The following is a 22,256-nucleotide window of genomic DNA, read 5'->3' on the forward strand; positions in this document are numbered from 1 at the left end:
TGCCGAGCACTCCGGGCGAGTGTCATGTCACCAGTTTCATCGCGGCTTCGGCGGTGGCCGCCATTTCTTCGCCGCTGCGGCCCGTCTTGCCGATGACGCGCATGCCCTTGGTGAGGCAGAGCAGCGCCAGCGATGTGGCGGAGACTTCGACATCCGAAGGAATCGAGCCGTCGGCCTGGCCGAGACGGATCAGGTCGGCCAGAAGCACCTCATCAGTCATGAAGGCGGTGGCGACGCGTTCGGCCGCCTCCTCGTCGAAGAGAGCGAGGTCGCCGGCGCTGCCGACGACCAGGCAGCCCTGCCTGCCGATTTCACCGTGGGACGAGCCGGCAAAGAAGGTGATCAGTGCGTGGAGCTTGTCGCGGCCGGTCTCGACGCTTGCGAGTTCGGCGTCGAGCAGGCCGCGGCGCACGGCGCGGTAACGATCGAAGGCGGCGAGGAAGATGCCGCGCTTATCGCCGAAGGCCTTGTAGACACTGCCGGCGGCAAGGCCCATGGCTTCGGTGAGCTCGCTGATCGAAGCGGCGTGGTAGCCGCGCTTGGAAAAGACGCGCAGGGCGGCATCGAGTGCAGCCTCCGTGTCGAATTCCCGCGGGCGGCCGCGGCTTCGGGTCTTCTCGTGAAGGGTCGTTGCGTTCATGCTTGCCTAATTAGGGAACGATCGTTTCCAAATCAAGCGAATTTTTGCGACGCAGAAATTCAAAGATCAAGCACCCAGGTCTGGCCGTTGGCCTCCGGCCCGAACATCCTATGTCTCTCCTCGGAGACAAGGCGGAAGCCAGCCTTGATATAGATGGCGCGGGCGGTCTCAAGCATGTCGTTGGTCCAGAGCGAAAGCTCGCGGTAACCCTTCTGCCCGCAGAAGCGGATGCATTCATCGACCAGCAGCTTGCCGAGCCCGAGGCCGCGGGCTGATTTGTCGACATAGAGCAGCCGTAGCTTGGCGATGCCATCGCCGCCATTGGTGACGAGGACCGAGCCGACATTGATGCCGCCACGTTCGGCGATCCAGCAGTATTCCATGGTGGGATCGAAATTGGCGAGGAATTTGCCGGCGACCTCGGCGACCAGCGCCTCGAAGCGCAGGTCCCAGCCATATTCCTCGGCATAGAAGCGGCCTTGGCTCTGAACGATCCAGCCGATGTCGCCGGCGCGGTGGGGGCGGATGATGGCGGGTGTCGGCTTGGTCGCCGGGTCGAGCAGCGCGCGGATCGTGTCCATGGCCGAGACGACGGCCTGTGGCTCGCCGGTGGCGAGCATGTCGAAACGGGCGGCGATCTGCGCATTGGCGCGCCGGCCGAGTTCCTCGAACTCTCTGCGTCCCCGATCGGTGACAGCGATGATCTGGCTGCGCAGATCGGCCGGATCGGGGCTGGTTTCGATCAGCCCTTCGGCGCGGAAACGCTTGAGGATGCGGCTGAGATAGGCGGGATCGAGATGCAGGTCGCGGACAAGAGTGGCGGCGCTGATGCCCTGATGCGAGCCGATCTCGAAGAGGATGCGGGCATCCGTCAGCGTATAGGGCGAGTCGAGATAGGCCTTGTTCAGCAGGCCGAGGAAATTCGTGTAGAAGCGGTTGAAATCGCGGGCGGTTTCGATGAGGGCGATATCGGACATGGCAATCTCCGGATGGAGATCTCACCACCGCTGAAAAGGCTCGCTCCTCGCTCGGCGTCATCCTCGGCCTTGTGCCGAGGATCTGCTGCCCTATTGAATGGAGGCAGATGCTCGGGACAAGCCCGAGCATGACGGAAGGAGGGGTGACCGTCTGACAGGCGGACGACATCTCCGGATGGAGATATTTGTCATCCATTTAGTGGACTGAGTCAAGTAAATCGGAGCGCCCTCAAGCAGCCTCTTCCGTTTCCTCTTCCTCGCCGCCGAGCGAAAATTCGACGGCCGCCCGGGCATGGATCGTGGTGGTGTCGAAGCCCGGCAGCGGCAGGCGGTCGGGATCGAGGATCAGGCAGATCTCGGTGCAGCCGAGGATGATGCTGTCGGCGCCGTTCTCGACGGCGCGGTCGATGATGTCGATCAGCTTTTCGCGCGAACGGTCATGCACCCTGCCGGCGCAGAGCTCGTTGAAGATGATGTCGTGCACGGTGGTGCGGTCGGCGGCCTCCGGCACCATGATGTCGAGACCGAGGCTCTTCATCCGCTCGGCGTAGAAGCCGTGCTCCATCGTGTAGCGCGTGGCGAGCAAGAGCGGGCGCTTGCGGCCGGCGGCATGCAGTGATTTCGCCGTCTCGTCGATGATATGGATCAGCGGCACGGAGACCTTGGCGGCGACTTCATCGGCGATCAGGTGCATGGTGTTGGTGCAGATCAGGATGCAGCCGGCGCCGGCCGCCTGGAGGCGCTCCGCCACATCGCCGAGGCGGCGGGCAGCTCCAGCCCAGTCGCCGGCTTTCTGAAGAGCGACGATTTCCTCGAAATTGACCGAATGCAGGATGAGTTCGGCTGAGGCAAGGCCGCTCCTGCGGGCACGCACCATCTCGTTGACGAGGCGGTAATAGACCGCAGAACTTTCGAAACTCATGCCGCCGATCAGGCCGATCGTTTCCATCTCTTCATGCTCCCATGCTTCGAGTTTCGAAAATGATGCCGCAATGCCGGCGCGGCGTGTTTGCGTTGTTTGTTCTTTGCGAGCAATATGTGGTACGATTTTGCGCGGTTTGGCGAAATCGCGCAAAATCAGGGCGCAATGTTTAGATCATACAATGCTCGACGATCGTGACAGACGTATTCTCGATATGCTGCAGAAGGATGCGGGCATATCCGTGAGCGATCTTGCCGAGCGCGTGGCGCTATCGGTTTCGGCCTGCTCGCGGCGCATCCAGCGGCTGGAGGAAAGCGGCCATATTCTTCGGCGCATCGTCGTGCTCGACCGGGAAAGCATGGGCGTGCCGACGACGGTCTTCGCCCTCGTCAAGACGGCGCACCACTCGGACGACTGGACCGAAACCTTCCGCCGGATCATCAGCGACATCCCCGAAATCGTCGAGGCGCACCGGCTGACCGGCAATCACGACTACATCCTGAAAATCGTGCTGCCGCGCGTCGAGCATTACGATGTCATCTACAAGCAGATCGTGCGCAAGCTGGAACTCTTCGACGTCTCGGCCTCGATCTCGATGGAAGAATTGAAACACGGAATGGCGATACCCGTGGGTTATGCGCGGTAAGCCGGCATTTTGAGGACTGCGATAATATGAGCATTGGCGATATTCATAGCTATTTCCTGCCCGGAGAAAAGCTTCTTTGGTCCGGCCGTCCCGCACAGGGATTTCGTCTGACAAGATGGGATTTCGCCCTGGTTCCCTTCTCGCTTTTTTGGGGCGGCTTTGCTCTCTTCTGGGAGACGAGCGTTTGGACGACGCCGGGGACGCCTGTATTCATGCGCCTATGGGGTATCCCGTTCGTTCTGATAGGACTTTATTTGATTGCCGGACGCTTTGTCGTTGATGCGGCCGTGCGGGCTCGTACGGAATACGCGCTGACCGACCGGCGCGTCATCATTCGCAGAAGCGGTTTGCTTCCGAATTTCTCTGCCACCCAACTCGAGCTGCTGCCGTCGATCAATCTGGAAGAGGGCCGCTTCGGGACGGGGACGATCACATTCGGCGTGTCTTCCCTGCAGCGGTACAAAACGGCGGGGGTCTGGACGCCCAGCCTGTCGAGGGAGCCTCAGCTTCTGGGGATCGACAGCGTGCGGCAAGTCTATAACCTCCTGGAGAAAGCAAGGCTCGATTGCCTGAAGAGCCGATGATTCTTCACGTCGTGGACAGCGATTAACTTGCCTCGATATGGAACGTTTTTCGACATACTACGTTCACCTTTGGTTCAGGAGGAGGGGAGGATAGTCTCTCCTCTTGGAGGAGTAGAGGAGGAACAGTCATGAGAAAGCTAACCGTCGCCGCGTTAAGCTTGATCATAGGTATCCCCGGCGTCACGCCGGCTCAGGCGTTTCCGGCTATCAACCCGCCCACGATCGAACCTCAGCAGCAGATAGAGAACGTGCAATGGCATGGCGGCCACGGCCACTGGCATGGCGGCCATCACGGTGGTTACCATCACGGTCATGGATCGGGCTGGGGCTGGGCCTTGGGTGGTCTGGCCGTCGGTACGATCATAGGCGGCGCATTGGCCCAGCCCTATTACGGCTCGTACTACGGCTCACCCTATGGCTATTACGGCTCGCCTTACGGCTATTATGGTCGGCCCTATGGCTATTACGGCTCGCCTTACCGCTATTATGGCCGGCCTTACCGCGCCTATGCGTCGTCTGCCTATTATGGCGGGGGCGGGAGCCACCAGGCCTGGTGCTATGCGCGCTACCGTTCCTACAGGGCATTCGACAATACGTTCCAGCCCTATAACGGACCCCGTCGCCAGTGCCTCGGTCCCTATTGATAGGCAGGGTACACATCTGATCTGTGAACTGGTTCCAGGCCGCTCCTCATTCGAGGTTTGGCCTGGGCACCGATAACTGCGTCTCCGCTCCACAACCTCCATCGGGCTCGATCCCCTTGAAAGCCGATAATTCCGAGTGCCCTCGATTGCCGCCAGCGCAAGGCAGGCATGCCGAAACGGCGGTTGCAACCTTTGCGGTGAAGGCCACATTGGCTTTCAGCGAAATGGCGCAAAGGGGCAGGTCATGAGCGATCATCATGTCGTGGTTGTCGGCGGCGGTTTCGGCGGGCTGCAGCTCGTCAACGGGTTGAAGGGCGCAGGCGTGAGGATCACGCTCGTCGACCGGCGCAATCATCATCTCTTCCAGCCGCTGCTCTATCAGGTGGCGACGACCATCCTTTCCACCTCGGAGATCGCCTGGCCGATCCGCCGCCTCTATGCCGACCGGCCAGATGTGACGGTGCTGCTCGGCGAGGTCAACGGTGTCGACAGCAGCACCAAGACGGTATCCCTCCGCAACGGCATGACTCTGAGTTACGACACGCTGGTGGTGGCGACGGGGGCGACGCATGCCTATTTCGGCCATGACGAATGGGAGCCGGTGGCGCCCGGCCTGAAGACGCTGGAGGATGCGACGACGATCCGCCGGCGCGTGCTGCTCGCCTTCGAGAAGGCGGAGATGGAGACCGATCCCGCCGTGCGCGACGCGCTTCTGACCTTCACCATCGTCGGCGCGGGGCCGACCGGCGTCGAGCTGGCCGGCATCATCGCCGAGCTTGCGCATTTCACCCTGCCCAGGGAATTCCGCAACATCGATACGCGCAAGACCCGCGTCGTGCTTGTCGAGGCCGGCCCGCGGGTGCTGCCGGCCTTGGCCGAGGAGCTTTCGGCCTATGCTGAAAAGGCGCTGAAGAAGCTTGGTGTGGAGATACATCTGGGCAAGCCGGTGACCGAATGCAGCGCCGATGGCGTCCGGATCGGCGAGACATTTATCCCCAGCCGCACGATCGTCTGGGCGGCCGGCGTTACCGCTTCGCCGGCGGCCCGCTGGCTTGGCGTGCCGGCCGACCGGGCAGGGCGCGTCGTTGTCGAAAAGGACCTGAGCGCGCCGGGTCTGCCCGACGTCTTCGTCATCGGCGATACGGCCTCCGTCATGCGCGAGGACGGCAAGCCGGTGCCGGGTATCGCGCCCGCCGCCAAGCAGCAGGGCGGTTACGTCGCCAAGGTCATCCGTGCCCGCCTGTCCGGCAAGCCGGCGCCCGCGCCGTTCAAATATTGGCACCAGGGGAGCCTGGCGACGATCGGCCAAAGTGCGGCGATCATCGATTTCGGCCGGATCAAGCTGAAAGGCTGGATCGCCTGGTGGATCTGGGGCCTCGCCCATATCTACTTCCTGATCGGCACCCGCTCGCGCTTCACCGTCGCCTGGAACTGGCTGTGGATCTATTTGAGCGGCCAGCACAGCGCCCGGCTCATTACGCAGCGGGAGACGATGCGGGAGGAGGGGTAGGTTCCTGCGCCGCCTCTCCGGCCTCATCCCGAGGTGCCCCGAAGGGGCCTCGAAGGACGAGGCCGGCCACCGCCGATTTACCTTGCGATATCGGATGCCGCCCAGCCACCCGCCCTCGTGGTTCGAGACGGCCCTCCGTTCATCGCTGCAATCGATTCGCTGGATCGATTGCTTTGCTCCTCACCCTCACCATGAGGGCTGATCGGTGTGCCGGGGCGCGCACGCCCAACCTTGACACATCTCCCCACCCGTCCTTAGCATCCCGCCCGCGTCTCCCCATCACCGGGATGCCGCATGCATCGTAACAACGGACAGAGGTTCCAATGCGCCGAGTCACTTCTCACGAAAATCACATCCGAATTTCTGAGAAGATGGTGGTTCATGCGCGCTATGAATTTGGGCATCCTCGCCCATGTGGATGCAGGCAAGACTAGCCTTACCGAAAGACTGCTTTTTAACGCCGGCGTCATCGACAAGCCCGGCAGCGTCGATAGCGGCGATACGCAAACGGATACGCTCGAACTCGAACGGCAGCGCGGCATCACGATCCGGGCCGCGGTGGTATCGTTTGCGATCGGCGGCAGGACCGTCAATCTGATCGATACGCCCGGCCACCCGGATTTCGTCGCCGAGGTGGAGCGGGTGCTCGGATTGCTGGATGCGGCGGTCGTCGTGGTTTCGGCGGTCGAGGGCGTGCAGGCGCAGACGCGCGTGCTGGTGAGGGCGCTGCGGCGGCTCGGCGTTCCCTTCGTCTTCTTCGTCAACAAGATCGATCGCCTCGGCGCCCGCTACGGGGAGGTGATGGAGGCGCTTGCCGCGCAGCTTTCGGTCCGGCCGATACCCATGTCTTCGGTCATCGATGCCGGCGGCAAGCTTGCCCGGGTGGAAGCGCTGGACCCGGGGAGTGAGCCGCTTTTTTCGGCGCTCTGCGAGGCGCTCGGGGAAAACGACGAGGCGCTGCTCGACGATTATGTGCTCGCCCCCGAGCGCCTGACCGGGGAAAGGCTCGGCCGTTCTCTGGCCGATCAGGTGGCGCGCGGTCTGGTGCATCCGGTCTTTGCGGGCGCGGCGATGACCGGCGCCGGCGTGCCGGCGCTGGCCTCAGCCATCGCGACGATCTTGCCCGAGCGGCATCCCGATCCGGACGGGCCGGTTGCGGGGAAGATCTTTAAGATCGAGCGCGGCTGGGGCGGCGAGAAGCTGTGTTATGTCTATCTGACATCCGGTACGGTGGGGCTACGGCAATATCTCGATCTGCCGAAAGGCGCGGATAGAGTGACCGCGATCCAGCTCTTCCAGGGCGGGCGCAGTCATGGCGCCGAGAGCTTCGGCGCCGGGCAGATCGCGCGCGTCAGCGGACTTGCCGGCGCCCGGATCGGCGATGCGGTGGGCGGCGATCAGGGGGCTACCGGAAGGGCTCACTTCGCGCCGCCGACGCTCGAAACCCGCGTGCTTGCGCGGCGGCCTTCGGAGAGGGCGGCGCTGTGGATGGCATTGAGAGAGATGGCCGAACAGGATCCCCTGATCAACCTGCATCGGAACGAAGAAGCCGACGAGGTTTTCGTATCGCTCTACGGCGAGGTGCAGAAGGAGGTCATCCAGGCGACCCTACTGGCGGATTTCGGCCTCGATGCGAGCTTCGAAGAAAGCACGGTCATCCTGGCCGAGAGGCCGGCGGCAACCGGAAGCGGCCTGCAGATCCTCTTCAAGGAGCCCAATCCGTTTCTCGCCACCATCGGCCTGCGAGTCGAGCCGCGCCCTGCCGGGGCGGGCAACAGCTTTGCGCTCGAAGTGGATGTCGGCCAGATGCCGGTCGCCTTCTACCGGGCGGTCGAGGAAACCGTGTTCGAAACGCTGAAGCAGGGCATTTTCGGCTGGCAGGTCATCGATTGCCATGTGGCGATGACGGCGGCGCGCCACAGCTCGCCCGCCAGCACCGCTGCCGATTTCCGCCAGCTGACGCCCTGGGTGCTGGCAACGGCGCTTTCTGCCGCGCAAACCGTGCTCTGCGAACCAGTCGACCACTTTCATCTCGAAACCCCGGCCGAAGGCCTCAGCGGCGTACTGGCCCTGCTGGCGAAATCCGCCGCGACGACGACAGATTCGGTGATCGCCGACGGCGTGGCACGGCTCGAAGGCACGCTGGCGTCTCAGATGGTCCAGAGCGTCCAGCAGCAATTGCCGGGGCTGACGAGCGGGGCAGGGACGATGGAGACGGCTTTCGATCACTATGCCCCGATATCAGGACCGCCGCGCCTGCGGCCGCGTTCGGGGCCTGATCCGTTCAATCCGGTGGAGTATTTGTTGCGGTTGCAGACCAGGAGAGCCTCATGCTGAGGTGCGCAGGCCGAAGGCCGGAGCCTCGAAGCATGGGGCGGGCGCTCCCATGGCGGCGGATTGGAGCGGCGTTGGCGGGCGATGCTTCGAGGCGATCCTGCGGATCGCACCTCAGCATGAGGGCCGGTGGCGGATGCCGGTCGCCAATAAAAAAGCGGCTCCCGAAGGAGCCGCCCTGCATTCCTCAAGCCGCCAGCGAGGCGATGTCGATGACGAAGCGGTAGCGGACGTCGCTCTTGACGACCCGCTCGTAGGCTTCGTTGATATTCTGGATGTCGATCTTCTCGATCTCCGAGACGATGTTGTGCTTGCCGCAGAAGTCGAGCATCTCCTGGGTTTCCTTGATCGAGCCGATCATCGACCCAGCCAGGCTCTTGCGCCCGCCGATGACGGAGAAGGCGTGGACCGGAACCGGGTGCTCGGGAACGCCGACCAGAACCATTGTGCCGTCAGACTTCAACAGGTTGAGATAGGCATTCCAATCGATTGCCGTGCCGACCGTGTTGATGATCAGGTCGAAGGTGCCGGCGAGCTTGGTGAAGGTCTCGGCGTCGCTCGTTGCATAATAGTCATTGGCGCCGAGCTTGAGACCGTCTTCCTTCTTCGACAGCGACTGGGAAAGGACGGTGATGTCGGCACCCATGGCAGCGCCGATCTTCACGCCCATATGGCCGAGACCGCCCATGCCGACAATCGCAATTTTCTTGCCAGGACCGGCTTTCCAATGCGCGAGTGGCGAGTAGAGCGTGATACCGGCGCAAAGCAGCGGGGCGCCGGAATCGAGCGGAATATTGTCGGGGAAGCGCAGCACATAGCCTTCCTTGACGACGATCGAGTCGGAGTAGCCGCCGAAGGTCGGGGTCGTGCCATCGGCTTCATAGCCGTTATAGGTCGGGACTAGTCCCGGCAGGTAGTGTTCGTAATCCAGATCACGCGCGGCGCAGCCTACGCAGGAATCGACGAAGCAGCCGACGCCGACGCGGTCGCCGACCTTGAATTTCGTGACCTTGGAGCCGACGGCGGAAACGACGCCGGCAACCTCGTGGCCCGGTACCATCGGGAATATCGAGTTGCCCCACTCGTTGCGGGCCTGATGAATGTCGGAGTGGCAGACGCCGCAATATTGAACCGCGATGACGACGTCGTCATCATTGGGCTCGCGGCGTTCGAAGGTAAAGGGGGTCAGCGGTTGCGACGCGTCGGTTGCGGCATAGCCTTTTGCGATAGCCATCTGAAGCTTCCTTTGGGGTTGGGAGGGGTTGAGCGGGATGGCGCACTATTGCCCGCAACATGGCGAGGGCGTTAGAGCGATCCTCTCGGCTTCTTGCACGATCCTGCAAAAGTGAGGCGCCCGGCTGTTTGCGAAATGGCAAAGACACTCTAGATAAGGGCGGTATCGCCCGCGCCAGACAGCTGACAGTCAGACAGCTGACAAAGAGAGTTGCCGCATGACTTTGCCCTTCAGCCCCTATCAGGAAATCGTCGATATCGCGATGCGCTTTGCGCCAGATGACGGCGAGTTCTCGACTAATATCGGCAATCTCCACATCAGCCGCCGGTCCAAGCCCAGCGATCCCTTCCACAGCAGCTATCGGCCCTGTTTTGCCTTCGTGCTGCAGGGGGCCAAGAGCCTGCAGCTCGGCACGGAACTCATCAGCTACGGGACCGGGGACTATCTGCTGACGTCGCTCGACCTGCCGGTCGCCTGGCGGGTCACGGAGGCAAGCCCCGAGGTTCCGCATCTCTGCCTGGGGCTGGCGATCGATTCGGAGAAGCTCCTGGAACTGCTCAGCCGCATCGATGTTCCCCGCCCGGCCGCCGATACCGACGGACAGCGCGGCATGGTGGTGAACGTCGCGCCGCCGGAGCTGATGGATGCCGCCGTTCGCCTGCTGCGCTTGCTCGATCGTCCAGGCGACATTCCCGCCATGGCGCCGCTGATCGAGCAGGAGATCCTCTACCGCGTGCTGACTGGGCCGCACGGCGCGCGCCTGATCAACATCGCCACGGCGGACAGCCACAGCAACAGGATCGCGCGGGCCGTCGCCTGGCTGAAGGAGAATTTCGCCCGGGCGCTGCGCATTGAGGACCTCGCCGAGCGCGTTAATATGAGCGTGTCGTCCTTCCATCACCATTTCAAGTCGGTGACGGCGATGACGCCCGTTCAGTATCAGAAGCAGCTTCGCCTGCACGAGGCGCGCCGGCTGATGCTGGTCGAGCGGCTCGATGCGGGCACGGCCGGCCACCGCGTCGGCTATCAGAGCCCGTCGCAGTTCAGCCGCGAATACAGCCGCCTCTACGGCGCATCGCCGGCCCGCGACATCGATGGCGTGCGCGAGATGATGGCGGCGGAATAGAGCACCGCGCCCGGCGCGATACACTTGCATTGCGCTGTATTAAAGGATGTTTGACCTTTGGCGGCTAGTCTGACGCCAAACATCCAGCAGGCACCGACGCGCGCATGACGCAAGCACCACTTCTTTCCATCGTCGCTCCTTGCCATAACGAGGAAGAGGGGCTGCGCGAATTCTGCCGCCGCGCGGCTGCTGCCGCGCAAAGCGTCGCCGACGATGCCTTCGAGATTATCCTCGTTGACGACGGTTCCTCCGACGGCACCTGGGAGATCATTTCGGAACTGGCGGCGAAGCTTCCGCAGGTGCTCGGCGTTCGTCTGTTGCGCAATCACGGCCACCAGCTCGCATCGACGGCAGGGCTTTCCGCCTCGCGCGGTGAGCGCGTGCTCTTGATTGACGCCGATCTTCAGGACCCGCCCGAGCTGCTCTTGATGATGATGCCGATCATGGAGCGCGGGGCCGACGTCGTCTACGGTCAGCGCACCCGTCGCGAAGGCGAAACCTGGTTCAAGCTCGCCACGGCTTCGCTGTTCTATCGCACGCTCTCCAGGCTCGCTTCCGTGACCATTCCGCGCGATACCGGCGATTTCCGGCTGATGCGCCGGCGCGTCGTCGATATCCTGCTGGTGATGCCGGAACGCGACCGCTTCATCCGCGGCATGGTCAGCTGGATCGGCGGGCGGCAGGTGGCGCTGCCCTATGAGCGCGACGCCCGTTTTGCCGGCACGACCAAATATCCGCTGCGCAAGATGATCAATTTCGCGCTCGATGCGATCACCAGCTTCTCGACCACGCCGCTGCGCATCGCCACATGGCTCGGCATGATCAGCGCCGGCGTCGCGATGGCGCTGCTCGTCTATACCTTCGTGCGCTGGCTGCAGGGCGAAACGGTCACCGGCTGGTCGTCGATCATGGCCGCCGTCAGTGCCTTCAGCGCCATCCAGCTGATCTGCATCGGCATCATCGGCGAATATCTCGGCCGTCTCGTGCAGGAGAGCAAGAAGCGGCCGATGTTCATGATAGAGACGATCCTGCGCGGCGGCGAACAGGCCGAGCTGCCGACGGCCTTTTCGGAAATGGGCACCGGCGACAAGCGCGCCGCGCTAGATGCGGCTTTTGCCTCAGGCGAACCACGCCCGAAGAACAACAGTCGGGCCGGATGATGGACCGGATTGCTGCGCCTGTTCATGCGGCACCCGGGCCTGAGGATCTGACCGCCCGGCAAGATTCCACGGTTGCGATCATTGCTTTCGTGGCGCTTGCCGCGGCCCTGGTGGTGCTGTTCCGCTTTCCGCCGGTTCTCGATTACGCCAACCACTACGCCCGCATCTGGCTGCTTTCCGGCGGTATCGGCGAGGAGCCGTTTCCCGAGATCTACGCGATCGATTGGAACCGCACCTTCACCAATGTCGGGATCGATCTTCTGGCGGCCTGGATAGGCCCGCTTGTCGGCGCCGACCGGCTGGCGCGCGCCTTGCTTTTCCTGGCGATCGTGCTGCCGCCGCTCGGCGCGATTGCGCTGCACCGGGTGCTGTTCGGCGGCCGGCACTATTGGCAGATCGCCATGCTCTCGCTCGGCTGGTGCGCGACGATGGTCGGCGGCTTCATCAATTTCCAGATCGGCCTCGGCATGGCCTTGTTCTTCGCCTGCGCCGACCTGCGGCTGCAGCGTGGAAATCCGGCATTGCTGTTTGCCTGGCGGCTTGCCGCCGCGCTGATGCTGACGGTGATGCACATCTTCTCCCTCGGCTTCTATATGGTTGTTGTCTGCGGCCTCGAATTTTCCTGGCGTTTCGACATCTTGCGGTCGAAGGCGGGGCTGATGCGGCTCGCCGGCCGTTTGACGCTGGCGATCGGCGCCTGCGCTCTGCCGCCGCTTGCGCTCTATCTGCGCACTACCGCCTTGCCGAATGCCGGCGGCGATGGCCTTGGGCTGGTCTGGAACGATGGCATCGTCCCGATCGTCATGAACCTGCTTTCCGCCATCACCACCTATGTCCCGGTCGTCGATGTCCTGCTGGTTCTGCCGCTGATCCTCATCTGCACGCGTGCCGCACGCGCCGGCGACATCCGCATGCATGCTGGGCTTGCGGTTGCCGCCTGCGGGCTGCTGCTTCTCTCCTGCATCTCACCGCTCCACATGCTCGGCACCGGATGGATCAGCTGGCGCTTTCCTGTTATGGCGGCGCTCGTCGCCATGGCAATGGTGTGCCCCTTCGCCAATCTGACGCGCCGCCAGGCGCTGTTGCTGGCGCTTATCGTCAACATCGCGGTTTTCGGCCGGACCGGCTGGATCGGCTGGAACTGGTGGCTGGCGCAGAAGGACGTCGCTGCCGTCGAGACCGTGCTCAAAAAGGTGCCGGCCGGTGCGGCCATTCTGCCCCTGGGGAACGAAGCCGAGATCGTCGGCGGCTTTGCCCATTCCAACCGGCATTTTGCCTGGGGACTGGACACTTTCCGGCATCTGCCGACGCTCGCCGTGCCCTTTTCGCATGCTTTCGTGCCGACGCTGTTCACGGCCAAAGGCAAGCAGCCGCTCACCGTTCTGCCGCCCTGGTCGGAGATCGCGGTTCCCGAGGGCAATCTCGTGTCGATCGGCGTGCTTTCCTGTCCTGAGATGATGCAGGTATACAAAGCCTATGCGCCTTATCTCTCCGACTGGCGCGGACGTTTCGATTTCATCCTCGTCGCCAATGCCGATATTCCCGACCGTTATGTCGGCACCACGATGCCGGCCGGCCTGACGCTGGTCGAGGATGCCGGTTTCGCCAAGCTCTACGCGATCGACAAGGCGGCGCCGGCGGAACCTCTTTCGGGGCCTGCCGGTTGCGCGGCGGCTCTATGAACCGCTGCCTGTCCTGAGATCGAGTGCAAGCTGTCGCGCCTGGCGGGCCGTGTCCTCGTCGCAGATCAGCACGTTGCCCAGGCCGGACAGCAGCACGGCGGCGATGGCCTGCGCCTTGTTCAGGCCGCCAGAGGCGAAGATGACGTTCGGAATGGCGCGCAGGGCTTCGAGTTCGGGCGCGATCGCGCATCTGTTGATCGCATGTTCGATCGGCCGCCCTGTCTTGTCGACGAATTGGCCGAGAACGTCGCCGCAGGCGCCGGCTGCAACCAGTTCCTCGATGTTGATGATGCTCGGCAGGCCATAGCGCATCAGCAGCGAGCGTTCGGTCATGTCGCCAATGCTGAGCACGATGACGTCATTGGCCTCGATCTGGCGAAAGGCCGTTTCGAAGACATCCTGGCGGATGATCGCGGTGCGCGACTCGGGGCTGCCAGCGTAGATCGGCGCTGCCAGATAGGCGCATTCGGCATTGAGTTGGCGGGCGAGATCGCTTGCGATATCGAACGTATTGATTTCGATGCCGTGTGTCAGCCCGCCCATGACCGAGTTGACGCAGAGATCGGGCCGTCTCAGCGACGGCATGTGGCGCACCATTTCGCGCAGCGTCGCCCCCCAGCCGACGCCGACGCCGCGGATGTTCCCGCCGTTCAGCAATTGCACGAGATAATCGGCGGCAGCCTGGCCGAGCAGGACGGGGATCAGTTCCGCATCCTCGGGCGTCGGTACGATGATCGCGCGATTGAGGTTGAATTCCGCCGCCAGCTGCTGCTCCAGGGCGACGCAGGAGGTCAGCCGGGAATTGAGCGTGATCGTCACGAGGCCGGAGCGGCGCGCCTCGGCAATGATCTTGTTGACGCGAAGCCGGTTGGTCGACAGCGCTTCGGCGATCTCGCCCTGCGTGCGTCCCTCCATGTAATAGAGCCAGACCACGCGTACCTGCATCTGCTCGTCGGGCAGCGCTATGGGCGCGAGAGAAGCACTTCGGTTCTGTGACATGCGATAAACTGCGCCTCCGCTTCGACGCCATGGATCTCAAATCCCCGGCGCTTGTCAATCGCAGGGGCTCTCGGTCAGCCGTCAATCGGTTCGCCGCCCCGTCGTCCTGTTGAAGGGATGCAGGTCATTCTTTCGCACATGACAGGACATGCGCTCGCCTTCCTGCAGGTGCCGATCGGTGGGGACGCTCGCCACGATGCGCCTATCGCTGCCGTCGATGCGCAGATGCACGTTGTTCTCGTCGCCGACGGTCTCGATCAATTCGACATAAGCGTCGAACCGAAGATCGTGCGCCGATCCGGCGCCGAGATCGACCGCACCCGGCCTGATGCCGACGAGATCCGTATCCCTCGGCAGCGGGAGGTCGCAGGGGCCGAGCTCGTCCAGATCGATGAGGTTCATCGGCGGAGAACCGATGAAGCCGGCAACGAAGACAGTTTCGGGGCGGCGATAGACCTCGATCGGCGTGCCGATCTGCTCGATCCGGCCGCCATTCATGACGACCAGCCGGTCGGCCAGCGTCATGGCCTCGAGCTGGTCGTGCGTGACGTAGAGGCTGGTCGTCTTCAGCTGCCGCTGCAACCTGCGGATTTCGACGCGCATCTGCACGCGAAGCTTGGCATCGAGATTGGACAGAGGCTCGTCGAACAGGAAGGCGGCGGGATCGCGGACGATGGCGCGGCCCATGGCGACGCGCTGGCGCTGGCCGCCGGAAAGCTGGCGAGGGCGCCGCTCCAGGAACTCGCCGATCTCCAGAATGCCGGCGGCGTTGGCGATCCGCCGGTCGATCTCGCCGCGTGGCACGCGGCGGTTCTTGAGCCCGTATTCGAGGTTTTGCCGAACGGTCATGTGGGGATAGAGCGCGTAGTTCTGGAAGACCATGGCGATGTTGCGGTCGGCCGGATCGACATGGCCGACGTCGTTTCCTGCGATCCTGAGGTGGCCCGAGCTGATGGCTTCGAGGCCGGCAATCATCCGCAGCAAGGTCGATTTCCCGCATCCCGAAGGCCCGACCAGCACGATCATTTCGCCGTCGGCAACGCTGAGATTGATCCCCTTTACCGCGGGAACCGCGCCGTAATTCTTCTTCAAGTCGATGAGTTCGATCGCTGCCATGGCATCCTCCTTCGTCGTCGTCATACATTTGTAACACGCTATTGACATTTGTAACAAGTAACCCCAACCTTGTTTTATCGCCACTCTGGGAGGGGTTGATCGGCGCTAAGTGCGCTGGTCGGCGAACAACGGCTATGGAGAGGAAAACGAAATGACGGCAAAGTCTTCGATAGGTGCCAGCATGGGGCGGACGATCCGCTCGTTCGCGGCGGGCGCGGCTCTGGTGACGCTCGGATTGGCAGCTGCGGGTGACGCCAGCGCGGCCGATCGCGTAAAGATCGAATGGTGGAATGCGGCAGGCGGGCGCCTCGCCGAGATCACCAACAAGCTGATTTCGGATTTCAACGCCTCGCAGGACAAATACGAGGTCGTCGGCATCGGCAAAGGCAATTACGAGGAGACCATGGCGGCGATGGTGGCCGCCTACCGCGTCCACCAGCAGCCGGTGCTGATCCAGGCCGCCGAGCGCGGTTTCCTCACCATGTATAATTCCGGCGCCATCATTCCGGTGCCGCAGCTGATGGAAAAGGAAGGCTACAAGATCGACTGGAACGATTTCGTCGCGCCGGTCGCCGGTTTTTACCTGGTCGACGGCAAGCCGGCGGCGATGCCCTTCAACAGCTCGACGCCGATCTTCTGGTACAATGCCGATCACTTCAAGGCAGCCGGCTTCGACAAGCCGGGCGAGACCTGGCAGGAGCTCGACAAGCAGCTGCGGGCCATCAAGGAGAAGGGCGTTTCGAAGTGCCAGATGGCGCTTGCGAACGACTTCTACTGGAGCCTGATCGAGAATTATGCGGCGATTCAGGACCAGCCCTACGGCACCAATGCGAATGGCTTCGGCGGCCTCGACACCGAATTCATCTTCAACAAGAGCCCGCTCGTCGTCGGCCAGGTGACGCGTCTCAAGACCTGGCTCGACGCCGGCATCCTGCAGATCGCCGGGCAGGGACTCTCGCCCGACCAGCTCTTCACCTCGGGCACCTGCTCGACCTATGTGGCCTCCACCGCGGCGCATGCTGCCGTCGAAAGCGGTGCGAAATTCAATTGGAGCGCAACCTTCCTGCCGCATGAGGAGGGTATCCAGCCGAAGAACAGCACCATCGGCGGCGGCGCACTCTGGGTCCTGAAAGGCAAGTCGGAGGAGGAATATGCGGGTGCCGCCGCCTTCCTGAACTTCCTCGCCTCACCGAAGACGCAGGTCTGGTGGAGCAAGCAGACTGGCTATGTGCCGGTGACGAATGCCGCCTACGCACAGGCCAAGTCCGAAGGCTATTTCAAGGATCACCCGACCCGCGAAATCGCCATTCTCCAGCTGACGCGCGGCACGCCGAGCGATAATTCGCGCGGTTTCCGCTTCGGCAATCATAACCAGTCGATGGCGCTTCTGGTGGAAGAGATCCAGGGTGTGTGGACCGGCCGGAAGACTCCGCAGCAGGCGCTCGATGCGGCAGCGGCGCGCGGCAACCAGATCCTTCGCCAGTATGAGCAGCTTCATGCAGCAAAGTAGAACCATGGGAAAGATGGAAGGCGCCGCCCGGCGCCTTCGCATCCCGGATCTTCTGTCGACAGGCCGCTCGGTCGCGCTTCCTTCGGAAGCCGGGTTGAAGTCCGCCCATTTCAACAGGCCTTGGCTTGCCTTCGGCCTGGTCGCGCCGCAGCTGCTGATCCTGCTGTTCTTCTTTTTCATCCCGTCCTACAAGGCGCTGTCGCTCGCCTTCGTTCAGGTCGATCCCTTCGGCGGCACGCAGATTTTCGTCGGGCTCACGAATTTCTACAATCTCTTCGCAAGCCCGGAATATCGTGGCAGCGCGCTGTTCACGCTCTGGTTCACCGTTGCCCAGAACGCCGCAACGCTTCTGCTTGCCGGTCTCTTTGCCTTTGCGACCGATTTCGTGATCAGGGGCAGGGGGATCTACAAGAGCATCATCCTGCTTCCCTATGCGATCGCGCCTGTAATCTCGGGCGTGATCTGGGCCTTCCTGTTCAATCCGGCGGTGGGGCCGGTCGCGCAGCTTCTGCATGGGTTCGGTTTCGAATGGGACCCGAACCGGCGGCCTTTCGATGCGCAGCTTCTGGTGACGATCGCCTCGGTCTGGAAGAATGTCTGCTACGACTACATCTTCCTTGTCGCGGCATTGCTGGCCGTGCCTGCCTCGCTGCTGGAGGCGGCAAAGCTCGATGGCGCAAGACCCGTGCGGCGCTTCTTCACCATTTCGCTTCCCCTGATCTCTCCGACGATCTTCTTCCTCGTGGTGATGAACTTCGTCTACGGCCTATTCGAAACCTTCGGCATTATCGACGCGGTCACCCGCGGCGGCCCGGCGGGGGCGACGAACAGCCTGGTTTACAAGGTCTATCAGGACGGTTTCGTTCAGCTCGATCTCGGCTCGTCGGCCGCTCAATCCGTGCTTCTGATGCTGATCGCCATCCTCTTCACCATCGTTCAATTCCGTGCGCTCGAGCGCAGGGTAAATTACCAGGTGTAGCCATGCCCGAACGCCATCTCGGCCTTTCGATCTTCTGCCACGCCATATTGCTGATCGGCGCAGTTTTCGTCTGCCTGCCGCTCTACTTCGCCTTCGTCGCCGGCTCGCTCACCTTGCAGGAGGTGCAGCAGGCGCCGTTCCCGGTCTTGCCCGGCTCGCATTTCTTCGAAAATCTCGCCGCCGCCTGGCAGCAGGGCGAGTTCTCCCAACTGTTCCTGAATTCGATCATCGTCACCGCCGGCATCGTCGTCGGCAAGCTGGCGATCTCGCTGATCGCCGCATTCGGCGTCACCTATTTCCGCTTCCCGTTCCGGATGACGGCGTTCTGGCTGATCTTCGTGTCGCTGATGCTTCCGGTCGAGGTCCGCATCATCCCGACCTATGAGGCGGTCGCCGATGCCGCCGGGCCGGTCCGTTGGCTCGCCGGCATCATCGGCCTTTCCGGCGTCGTCGAAGGACTGACGGGATACAGCATCGAAGCCTCGTTGAAATGGAACATGGTCAACAGCTATGCCGGCCTGATCCTGCCGCTGATCGCCTCTGCCTCGGCAACCTTCCTGTTCCGGCAGTTCTTCCTGACTGTTCCCGACGAGCTTTGCGAGGCGGCCAAGCTCGACGGTGCCGGCCCCTTGAAGTTCTTCAAGGATATCCTGCTGCCGCTGTCGAGCGCCAATATCGCGGCGCTCTCGATCATCCTGTTTCTCTATGGCTGGAATCAGTATTTGTGGCCGCTGCTCTTCACCACCGACAAGGAGATGGGAACGGCGGTCCTCGGGCTGAAGCAGCTCGTTCCGGTCTCGGACTCCGCGCCTGCCTGGAATATTGCGATGAGCGCTGCGCTGCTCGTCATGCTGCCACCGGCCGCCGTCATTCTCTTCATGCAACGCTGGTTCACCAAGGGGCTGGTGGACTCCGGAAAGTAACACGAAATTCCCAAGGATATTCAGACGATGGTGCATATCATCGGCCACCGCGGTGGCCGCAATCTCTGGCCCGAAAACAGTCTTTCGGGCTTCCGCAAACTCGCGCAAATGCCGGTCGATGGCGTGGAATTCGACATCCACCTGACGCGCTCGGGCGAAATGCTGGTCATTCACGACCCGACGCTCGAACGCACGACGGATGCGCGCGGCCCGGTCGCCGATCTCGGCCCCGGAAAACATCGCGAAGTCCGCCTCAAGGATAGCGACAGGGAGGTGATCCCGACCTTGGAAGAGGTGTTAGCTGTCTTCAAGGCCACGCCGCTCGAGCTTCATATCGAACTGAAGACCCATGCCGACGGGACGCCTTACGAAGGGCTGGCCGCCAAGGCATTCGCCGCCGTCGATCGGCTTGGTCTGATCGAGCGGTCGATCCTGACGAGCTTTCATCCCGATGTGCTTGCCGATATCCGCAAGGCCGCGCCCGGAATTCGCACCCTGTCGTCCTTCGACGCCAATTCGGCCGAGCGTCTCGGCCTTGCGAGCGGCCTCAGCCTGATGAAGCAGTGCTCGGATATTATCGCAATCGAGAAGTCGCTGCTTCAGGCGAAGTGGGACGAGATCACCCAACTCGTGCCGCTCGACCGGCTCGGCGCCTGGGTTCCGAACGAGATGAGCGATCTCGAATACTGGCTTGCCAAACCGATCCGGCAGATCACCACGGACCGGCCGGATCTCGCCTTGCAGGCGCGGAGGTGAGGCATGCTCGATAGCCGCATCGATCATCCCGGTACCCGAGGCGCCATGGACAGCATCGACCTCGTGATCTTCGATTGCGACGGCGTGCTGATCGACAGCGAGCCGATCGCCAGCCGCACGCTCGCGGAAACGCTGCAAGGCGCGGGCATTGCGATCAGCGCGGCGGAGGCCCATGTCAAATTCACCGGCAATTCGGAAAGCATCATCGCCGAAATGTGCCGGCGCGAATACGGCATCGCCGACGTCGCCGCGCTGTTCGCGAGGTGGCATCGTCATCTGTTCGAGGAATTCGCGCGCTCGCTGACGCCGATTGCCGGCATTGCCGAGGTTGTCAACAGGCTCGACCGCCCGAAATGCGTCGCCTCGAACAGCACGATGCAGCGGCTGCGCAACAGCCTGGGCAAGCTCGATCTCTGGAGCGCCTTCGAAGAGGGCGTGTTCAGCGCCGAAGTTGTCTCGCGGCCGAAGCCGGCGCCGGATCTGCTGCTGCATTGCGCCGAGCGTTTCCGGGCCCGCCCGGGCAAGTCAGTCATGATCGACGACAGCGTCCACGGCGTGGCGGCGGCAATCGCCGCAGGCATGACGGCCATCGGTTTCGTCGATCCGGCCGATCCGAGGCCCGGTCGCCGCGCGGTGCTCGATGCCGCCGGAGCTGCCGCCGTCGCGACAGGGGCAGGGGAGCTGACCGCCATTCTGGAAAATGTCGGAGGCAGGCTGTGACGGCGAGCTTGCCAGCGCGCGTTCACCTTGCCATGTCGCCGCGACCGCGTAATGTCAGCGTCCCCGGAGGCGGCGGTCTTTCCAGGCACAGACTTTGAAATCCGGCCGCAGCTGCCCATCAACCCGATCCCTGGCGATCTGAAACGAGAGACCATGAGCGACACATCTCATACCCCGGAAGCGGATGCCAAGTATGTCATCGGCGTCGATGTCGGCACCGGTAGCGCCCGGGCGGGCCTGTTCGATATGGCCGGCAGCATGCTTGCCTCCGCCAAGCGCAATATCAGCCTGTTTCATGAGGCCGGTTCCATCGTCGAGCAATCGAGCAGCGAGATCTGGCGCGCCGTTTGCGCCGCCGTGCGGGAGGCGGTTGCCACAGCCGGCGTCGAGCCGGCCTCCGTGGTCGGGCTCGGCTTCGACGCCACCTGCTCGCTCGTCGTCCTCGGCGAAGGCGGCAAGCCGCTGCCCGTCGGACCTTCGGAAGATCCGGACCGGGACATCATCGTGTGGATGGACCACCGCGCCGTCCCGCAGGCGGAGCGCATCAATGCCTTCGGGCATGACGTGCTGCGTTATGTCGGCGGCCGCATCTCGCCCGAGATGGAAACGCCGAAGCTTCTCTGGCTCCGGGAAAACCGTCCTCAGGTGTTCGATGCCGCCTGGCAATTCTTCGATCTTGCGGATTTCCTGACCTGGCGGGCGACCGGCGACCTGTCGCGCTCGACCTGCACGGTCACCTGCAAGTGGACCTATCTCGCCCATGAGAAGCGCTGGGACGGCAGCTATTTCCATCAGATCGGCCTCGGTGTGCTGGCAGACGAAGGTTTTGCCCGCATCGGCACGTCCATCGTCGAGCCGGGTTCGGCGCTTGGTCAGGGACTGACCGCTGCTGCGGCTGAAGAGCTCGGCCTGATACCTGGCACGGCCGTGGCGGCCGGGCTGATTGATGCCCATGCCGGCGGCGTCGGCACCGTCGGTGCCGATCCGCAGGCCAACCTTGCCTATGTTTTCGGGACCTCTTCCTGCACGATGACCTCGACGGCGGAACCGTCTTTCGTTTCCGGCGTCTGGGGTCCTTACTATTCGGCGATGGTGCCGGGCCTCTGGCTGAACGAGGGCGGCCAGAGTGCCGCCGGCGCGGCGATCGACCAGCTGCTCTCCTTCCATCCGGCCGCCGGCGAGGCGAGGGAGCTCGCGACGAGCGCGGGCACCGCGCTGCCGGTCCTGCTTGCAGACATGGCCGCCGGCAAGGCGGGCCATGCCTCCGATGCCGTCAGGCTGGCGGCCGGCCTGCATATCGTTCCCGAGTTCCTCGGCAACCGCGCGCCCTTTGCCGATCCGCATGCCCGGGCTGTTATCGCCGGTCTCGGCATGGAGCGGGATATCGACAGTCTGGTTGCGCTCTACATCGCCGGGCTTTCTGGCATCGGCTACGGCCTCAGGCAGATCATCGAAACGCAGGCCGAGGCGGGCGTCAGCGTCGAAAACATCGTCATCAGCGGCGGCGCCGGCCAGCACGATTTCGTGCGCCAGGTGCTCGCCGATGCGAGCGGCAAGCCGGTGGTCGCCACGAAGGCCGAAGAGCCGGTGCTGCTCGGGGCAGCCATTCTCGGGGCCGTCGCCGGACGGCAATTTGCCGATGTGCGCGCGGCGATGAGCGAACTCACCAGGGTGGAAACACGCTTTCAGCCGTCTGGGGGTGAGATTTCCGATCTCCACCGCAAGCGTTACGAAGCCTTCAAGGCGCTTCAGACGCTGGCGCGCAAGCTTCGCAGCGATGGCTGACATCGCCGC

The 22,256-nt window shown here is 63.1% G+C and carries 20 protein-coding genes; 14 read left to right on the plus strand and 6 right to left on the minus strand.

Annotated features, from left to right (window positions below):
- Window positions 1-22: 22 nt before the first annotated feature.
- The 3 genes from EFD56_RS23540 to EFD56_RS23550 all read right to left on the minus strand — a co-directional run bounded on the left by EFD56_RS23540 (window position 23) and on the right by EFD56_RS23550 (window position 2,566).
- The gene (locus tag EFD56_RS23540) at window positions 23-640 is read right to left on the minus strand and encodes a TetR/AcrR family transcriptional regulator (RefSeq protein WP_126906420.1); all 618 of its coding nucleotides are present in this window, start codon (window positions 638-640) and stop codon (window positions 23-25) included.
- 59 nt (window positions 641-699) lie between these two features.
- Window positions 700-1,617: a bifunctional helix-turn-helix transcriptional regulator/GNAT family N-acetyltransferase gene (locus EFD56_RS23545; protein ID WP_126906421.1), complete on the minus strand. Its 918-nt coding sequence runs from the start codon at window positions 1,615-1,617 to the stop codon at window positions 700-702.
- Window positions 1,618-1,846: 229 nt separating this feature from the next.
- Window positions 1,847-2,566 carry an aspartate/glutamate racemase family protein gene (locus tag EFD56_RS23550; RefSeq protein ID WP_037115748.1) on the minus strand — a complete coding sequence of 240 codons (720 nt, stop codon included), beginning with the start codon at window positions 2,564-2,566 and terminating at the stop codon, window positions 1,847-1,849.
- Between the two features lie 154 nt (window positions 2,567-2,720).
- On the opposite strand from EFD56_RS23550, the gene EFD56_RS23555 reads away from it, so the two are divergent.
- The 5 genes from EFD56_RS23555 to EFD56_RS23575 all read left to right on the plus strand — a co-directional run bounded on the left by EFD56_RS23555 (window position 2,721) and on the right by EFD56_RS23575 (window position 8,260).
- Complete coding sequence (locus tag EFD56_RS23555; protein ID WP_004674742.1) at window positions 2,721-3,185, plus strand: Lrp/AsnC family transcriptional regulator; 465 nt, start codon at window positions 2,721-2,723, stop codon at window positions 3,183-3,185.
- Window positions 3,186-3,211: 26 nt separating this feature from the next.
- On the plus strand, window positions 3,212-3,769 hold the full coding sequence (locus EFD56_RS23560; RefSeq protein WP_126906422.1) for a PH domain-containing protein: 558 nt from the start codon (window positions 3,212-3,214) through the stop codon (window positions 3,767-3,769).
- A gap of 128 nt (window positions 3,770-3,897) precedes the next feature.
- Window positions 3,898-4,413 carry a BA14K family protein gene (locus EFD56_RS23565; protein ID WP_126906423.1) on the plus strand — a complete coding sequence of 172 codons (516 nt, stop codon included), beginning with the start codon at window positions 3,898-3,900 and terminating at the stop codon, window positions 4,411-4,413.
- A gap of 244 nt (window positions 4,414-4,657) precedes the next feature.
- Window positions 4,658-5,923: an NAD(P)/FAD-dependent oxidoreductase gene (locus EFD56_RS23570; RefSeq protein ID WP_126906424.1), complete on the plus strand. Its 1,266-nt coding sequence runs from the start codon at window positions 4,658-4,660 to the stop codon at window positions 5,921-5,923.
- Window positions 5,924-6,304: 381 nt separating this feature from the next.
- Window positions 6,305-8,260 carry an elongation factor G gene (locus EFD56_RS23575; protein WP_126906425.1) on the plus strand — a complete coding sequence of 652 codons (1,956 nt, stop codon included), beginning with the start codon at window positions 6,305-6,307 and terminating at the stop codon, window positions 8,258-8,260.
- A gap of 184 nt (window positions 8,261-8,444) precedes the next feature.
- On the opposite strand, the gene EFD56_RS23580 is transcribed toward EFD56_RS23575, so the two are convergent.
- On the minus strand, window positions 8,445-9,491 hold the full coding sequence (locus tag EFD56_RS23580) for an NAD(P)-dependent alcohol dehydrogenase (RefSeq protein ID WP_126906426.1): 1,047 nt from the start codon (window positions 9,489-9,491) through the stop codon (window positions 8,445-8,447).
- A gap of 217 nt (window positions 9,492-9,708) precedes the next feature.
- Here EFD56_RS23580 and EFD56_RS23585 point away from each other — a divergent pair, with 217 nt between their 5' ends.
- From EFD56_RS23585 to EFD56_RS23595, 3 genes are all read left to right on the plus strand, one after another.
- On the plus strand, window positions 9,709-10,617 hold the full coding sequence (locus EFD56_RS23585) for an AraC family transcriptional regulator (protein ID WP_126906427.1): 909 nt from the start codon (window positions 9,709-9,711) through the stop codon (window positions 10,615-10,617).
- A gap of 104 nt (window positions 10,618-10,721) precedes the next feature.
- Window positions 10,722-11,777 carry a glycosyltransferase family 2 protein gene (locus EFD56_RS23590; protein WP_126906428.1) on the plus strand — a complete coding sequence of 352 codons (1,056 nt, stop codon included), beginning with the start codon at window positions 10,722-10,724 and terminating at the stop codon, window positions 11,775-11,777.
- The gene (locus EFD56_RS23595) at window positions 11,777-13,459 is read left to right on the plus strand and encodes a hypothetical protein (RefSeq protein WP_126906429.1); all 1,683 of its coding nucleotides are present in this window, start codon (window positions 11,777-11,779) and stop codon (window positions 13,457-13,459) included. The genes EFD56_RS23590 and EFD56_RS23595 overlap by 1 nt, the downstream gene beginning before the upstream one ends.
- Here the strand turns inward: EFD56_RS23595 and EFD56_RS23600 are convergent.
- Both EFD56_RS23600 and EFD56_RS23605 read right to left on the minus strand, forming a co-directional pair.
- Window positions 13,454-14,458, minus strand: coding sequence for a sugar-binding transcriptional regulator (locus EFD56_RS23600; protein WP_126906430.1), 1,005 nt, complete (start codon window positions 14,456-14,458; stop codon window positions 13,454-13,456). The genes EFD56_RS23595 and EFD56_RS23600 overlap by 6 nt on opposite strands.
- A gap of 81 nt (window positions 14,459-14,539) precedes the next feature.
- Window positions 14,540-15,574 carry a sn-glycerol-3-phosphate import ATP-binding protein UgpC gene (locus tag EFD56_RS23605; RefSeq protein ID WP_126906431.1) on the minus strand — a complete coding sequence of 345 codons (1,035 nt, stop codon included), beginning with the start codon at window positions 15,572-15,574 and terminating at the stop codon, window positions 14,540-14,542.
- Window positions 15,575-15,725: 151 nt separating this feature from the next.
- Between EFD56_RS23605 and EFD56_RS23610 the strand changes: the two genes are divergently transcribed.
- The 6 genes from EFD56_RS23610 to EFD56_RS23635 all read left to right on the plus strand — a co-directional run bounded on the left by EFD56_RS23610 (window position 15,726) and on the right by EFD56_RS23635 (window position 22,247).
- Window positions 15,726-17,084 (plus strand): extracellular solute-binding protein, encoded by a 1,359-nt coding sequence (locus EFD56_RS23610; RefSeq protein ID WP_126906432.1) that lies wholly within the window; start codon window positions 15,726-15,728, stop codon window positions 17,082-17,084.
- A gap of 13 nt (window positions 17,085-17,097) precedes the next feature.
- Window positions 17,098-18,063 carry an ABC transporter permease subunit gene (locus EFD56_RS23615; RefSeq protein ID WP_064827958.1) on the plus strand — a complete coding sequence of 322 codons (966 nt, stop codon included), beginning with the start codon at window positions 17,098-17,100 and terminating at the stop codon, window positions 18,061-18,063.
- A 2-nt stretch (window positions 18,064-18,065) separates the two neighbouring features.
- Window positions 18,066-18,986: an ABC transporter permease subunit gene (locus EFD56_RS23620; protein WP_064803652.1), complete on the plus strand. Its 921-nt coding sequence runs from the start codon at window positions 18,066-18,068 to the stop codon at window positions 18,984-18,986.
- 27 nt (window positions 18,987-19,013) lie between these two features.
- Complete coding sequence (locus EFD56_RS23625; RefSeq protein WP_126906434.1) at window positions 19,014-19,742, plus strand: glycerophosphodiester phosphodiesterase family protein; 729 nt, start codon at window positions 19,014-19,016, stop codon at window positions 19,740-19,742.
- A 3-nt stretch (window positions 19,743-19,745) separates the two neighbouring features.
- Window positions 19,746-20,462: an HAD family hydrolase gene (locus EFD56_RS23630; RefSeq protein ID WP_064827955.1), complete on the plus strand. Its 717-nt coding sequence runs from the start codon at window positions 19,746-19,748 to the stop codon at window positions 20,460-20,462.
- Between the two features lie 153 nt (window positions 20,463-20,615).
- A complete protein-coding gene (locus EFD56_RS23635) occupies window positions 20,616-22,247 on the plus strand; it encodes an FGGY-family carbohydrate kinase (RefSeq protein WP_126906435.1) in 1,632 nt (543 codons plus the stop codon).
- Window positions 22,248-22,256 lie beyond the last annotated feature (9 nt).

Origin of the sequence: Rhizobium phaseoli, from assembly GCF_003985125.1 — a bacterium.
In the GTDB taxonomy this organism is placed as follows: domain Bacteria; phylum Pseudomonadota; class Alphaproteobacteria; order Rhizobiales; family Rhizobiaceae; genus Rhizobium; species Rhizobium phaseoli.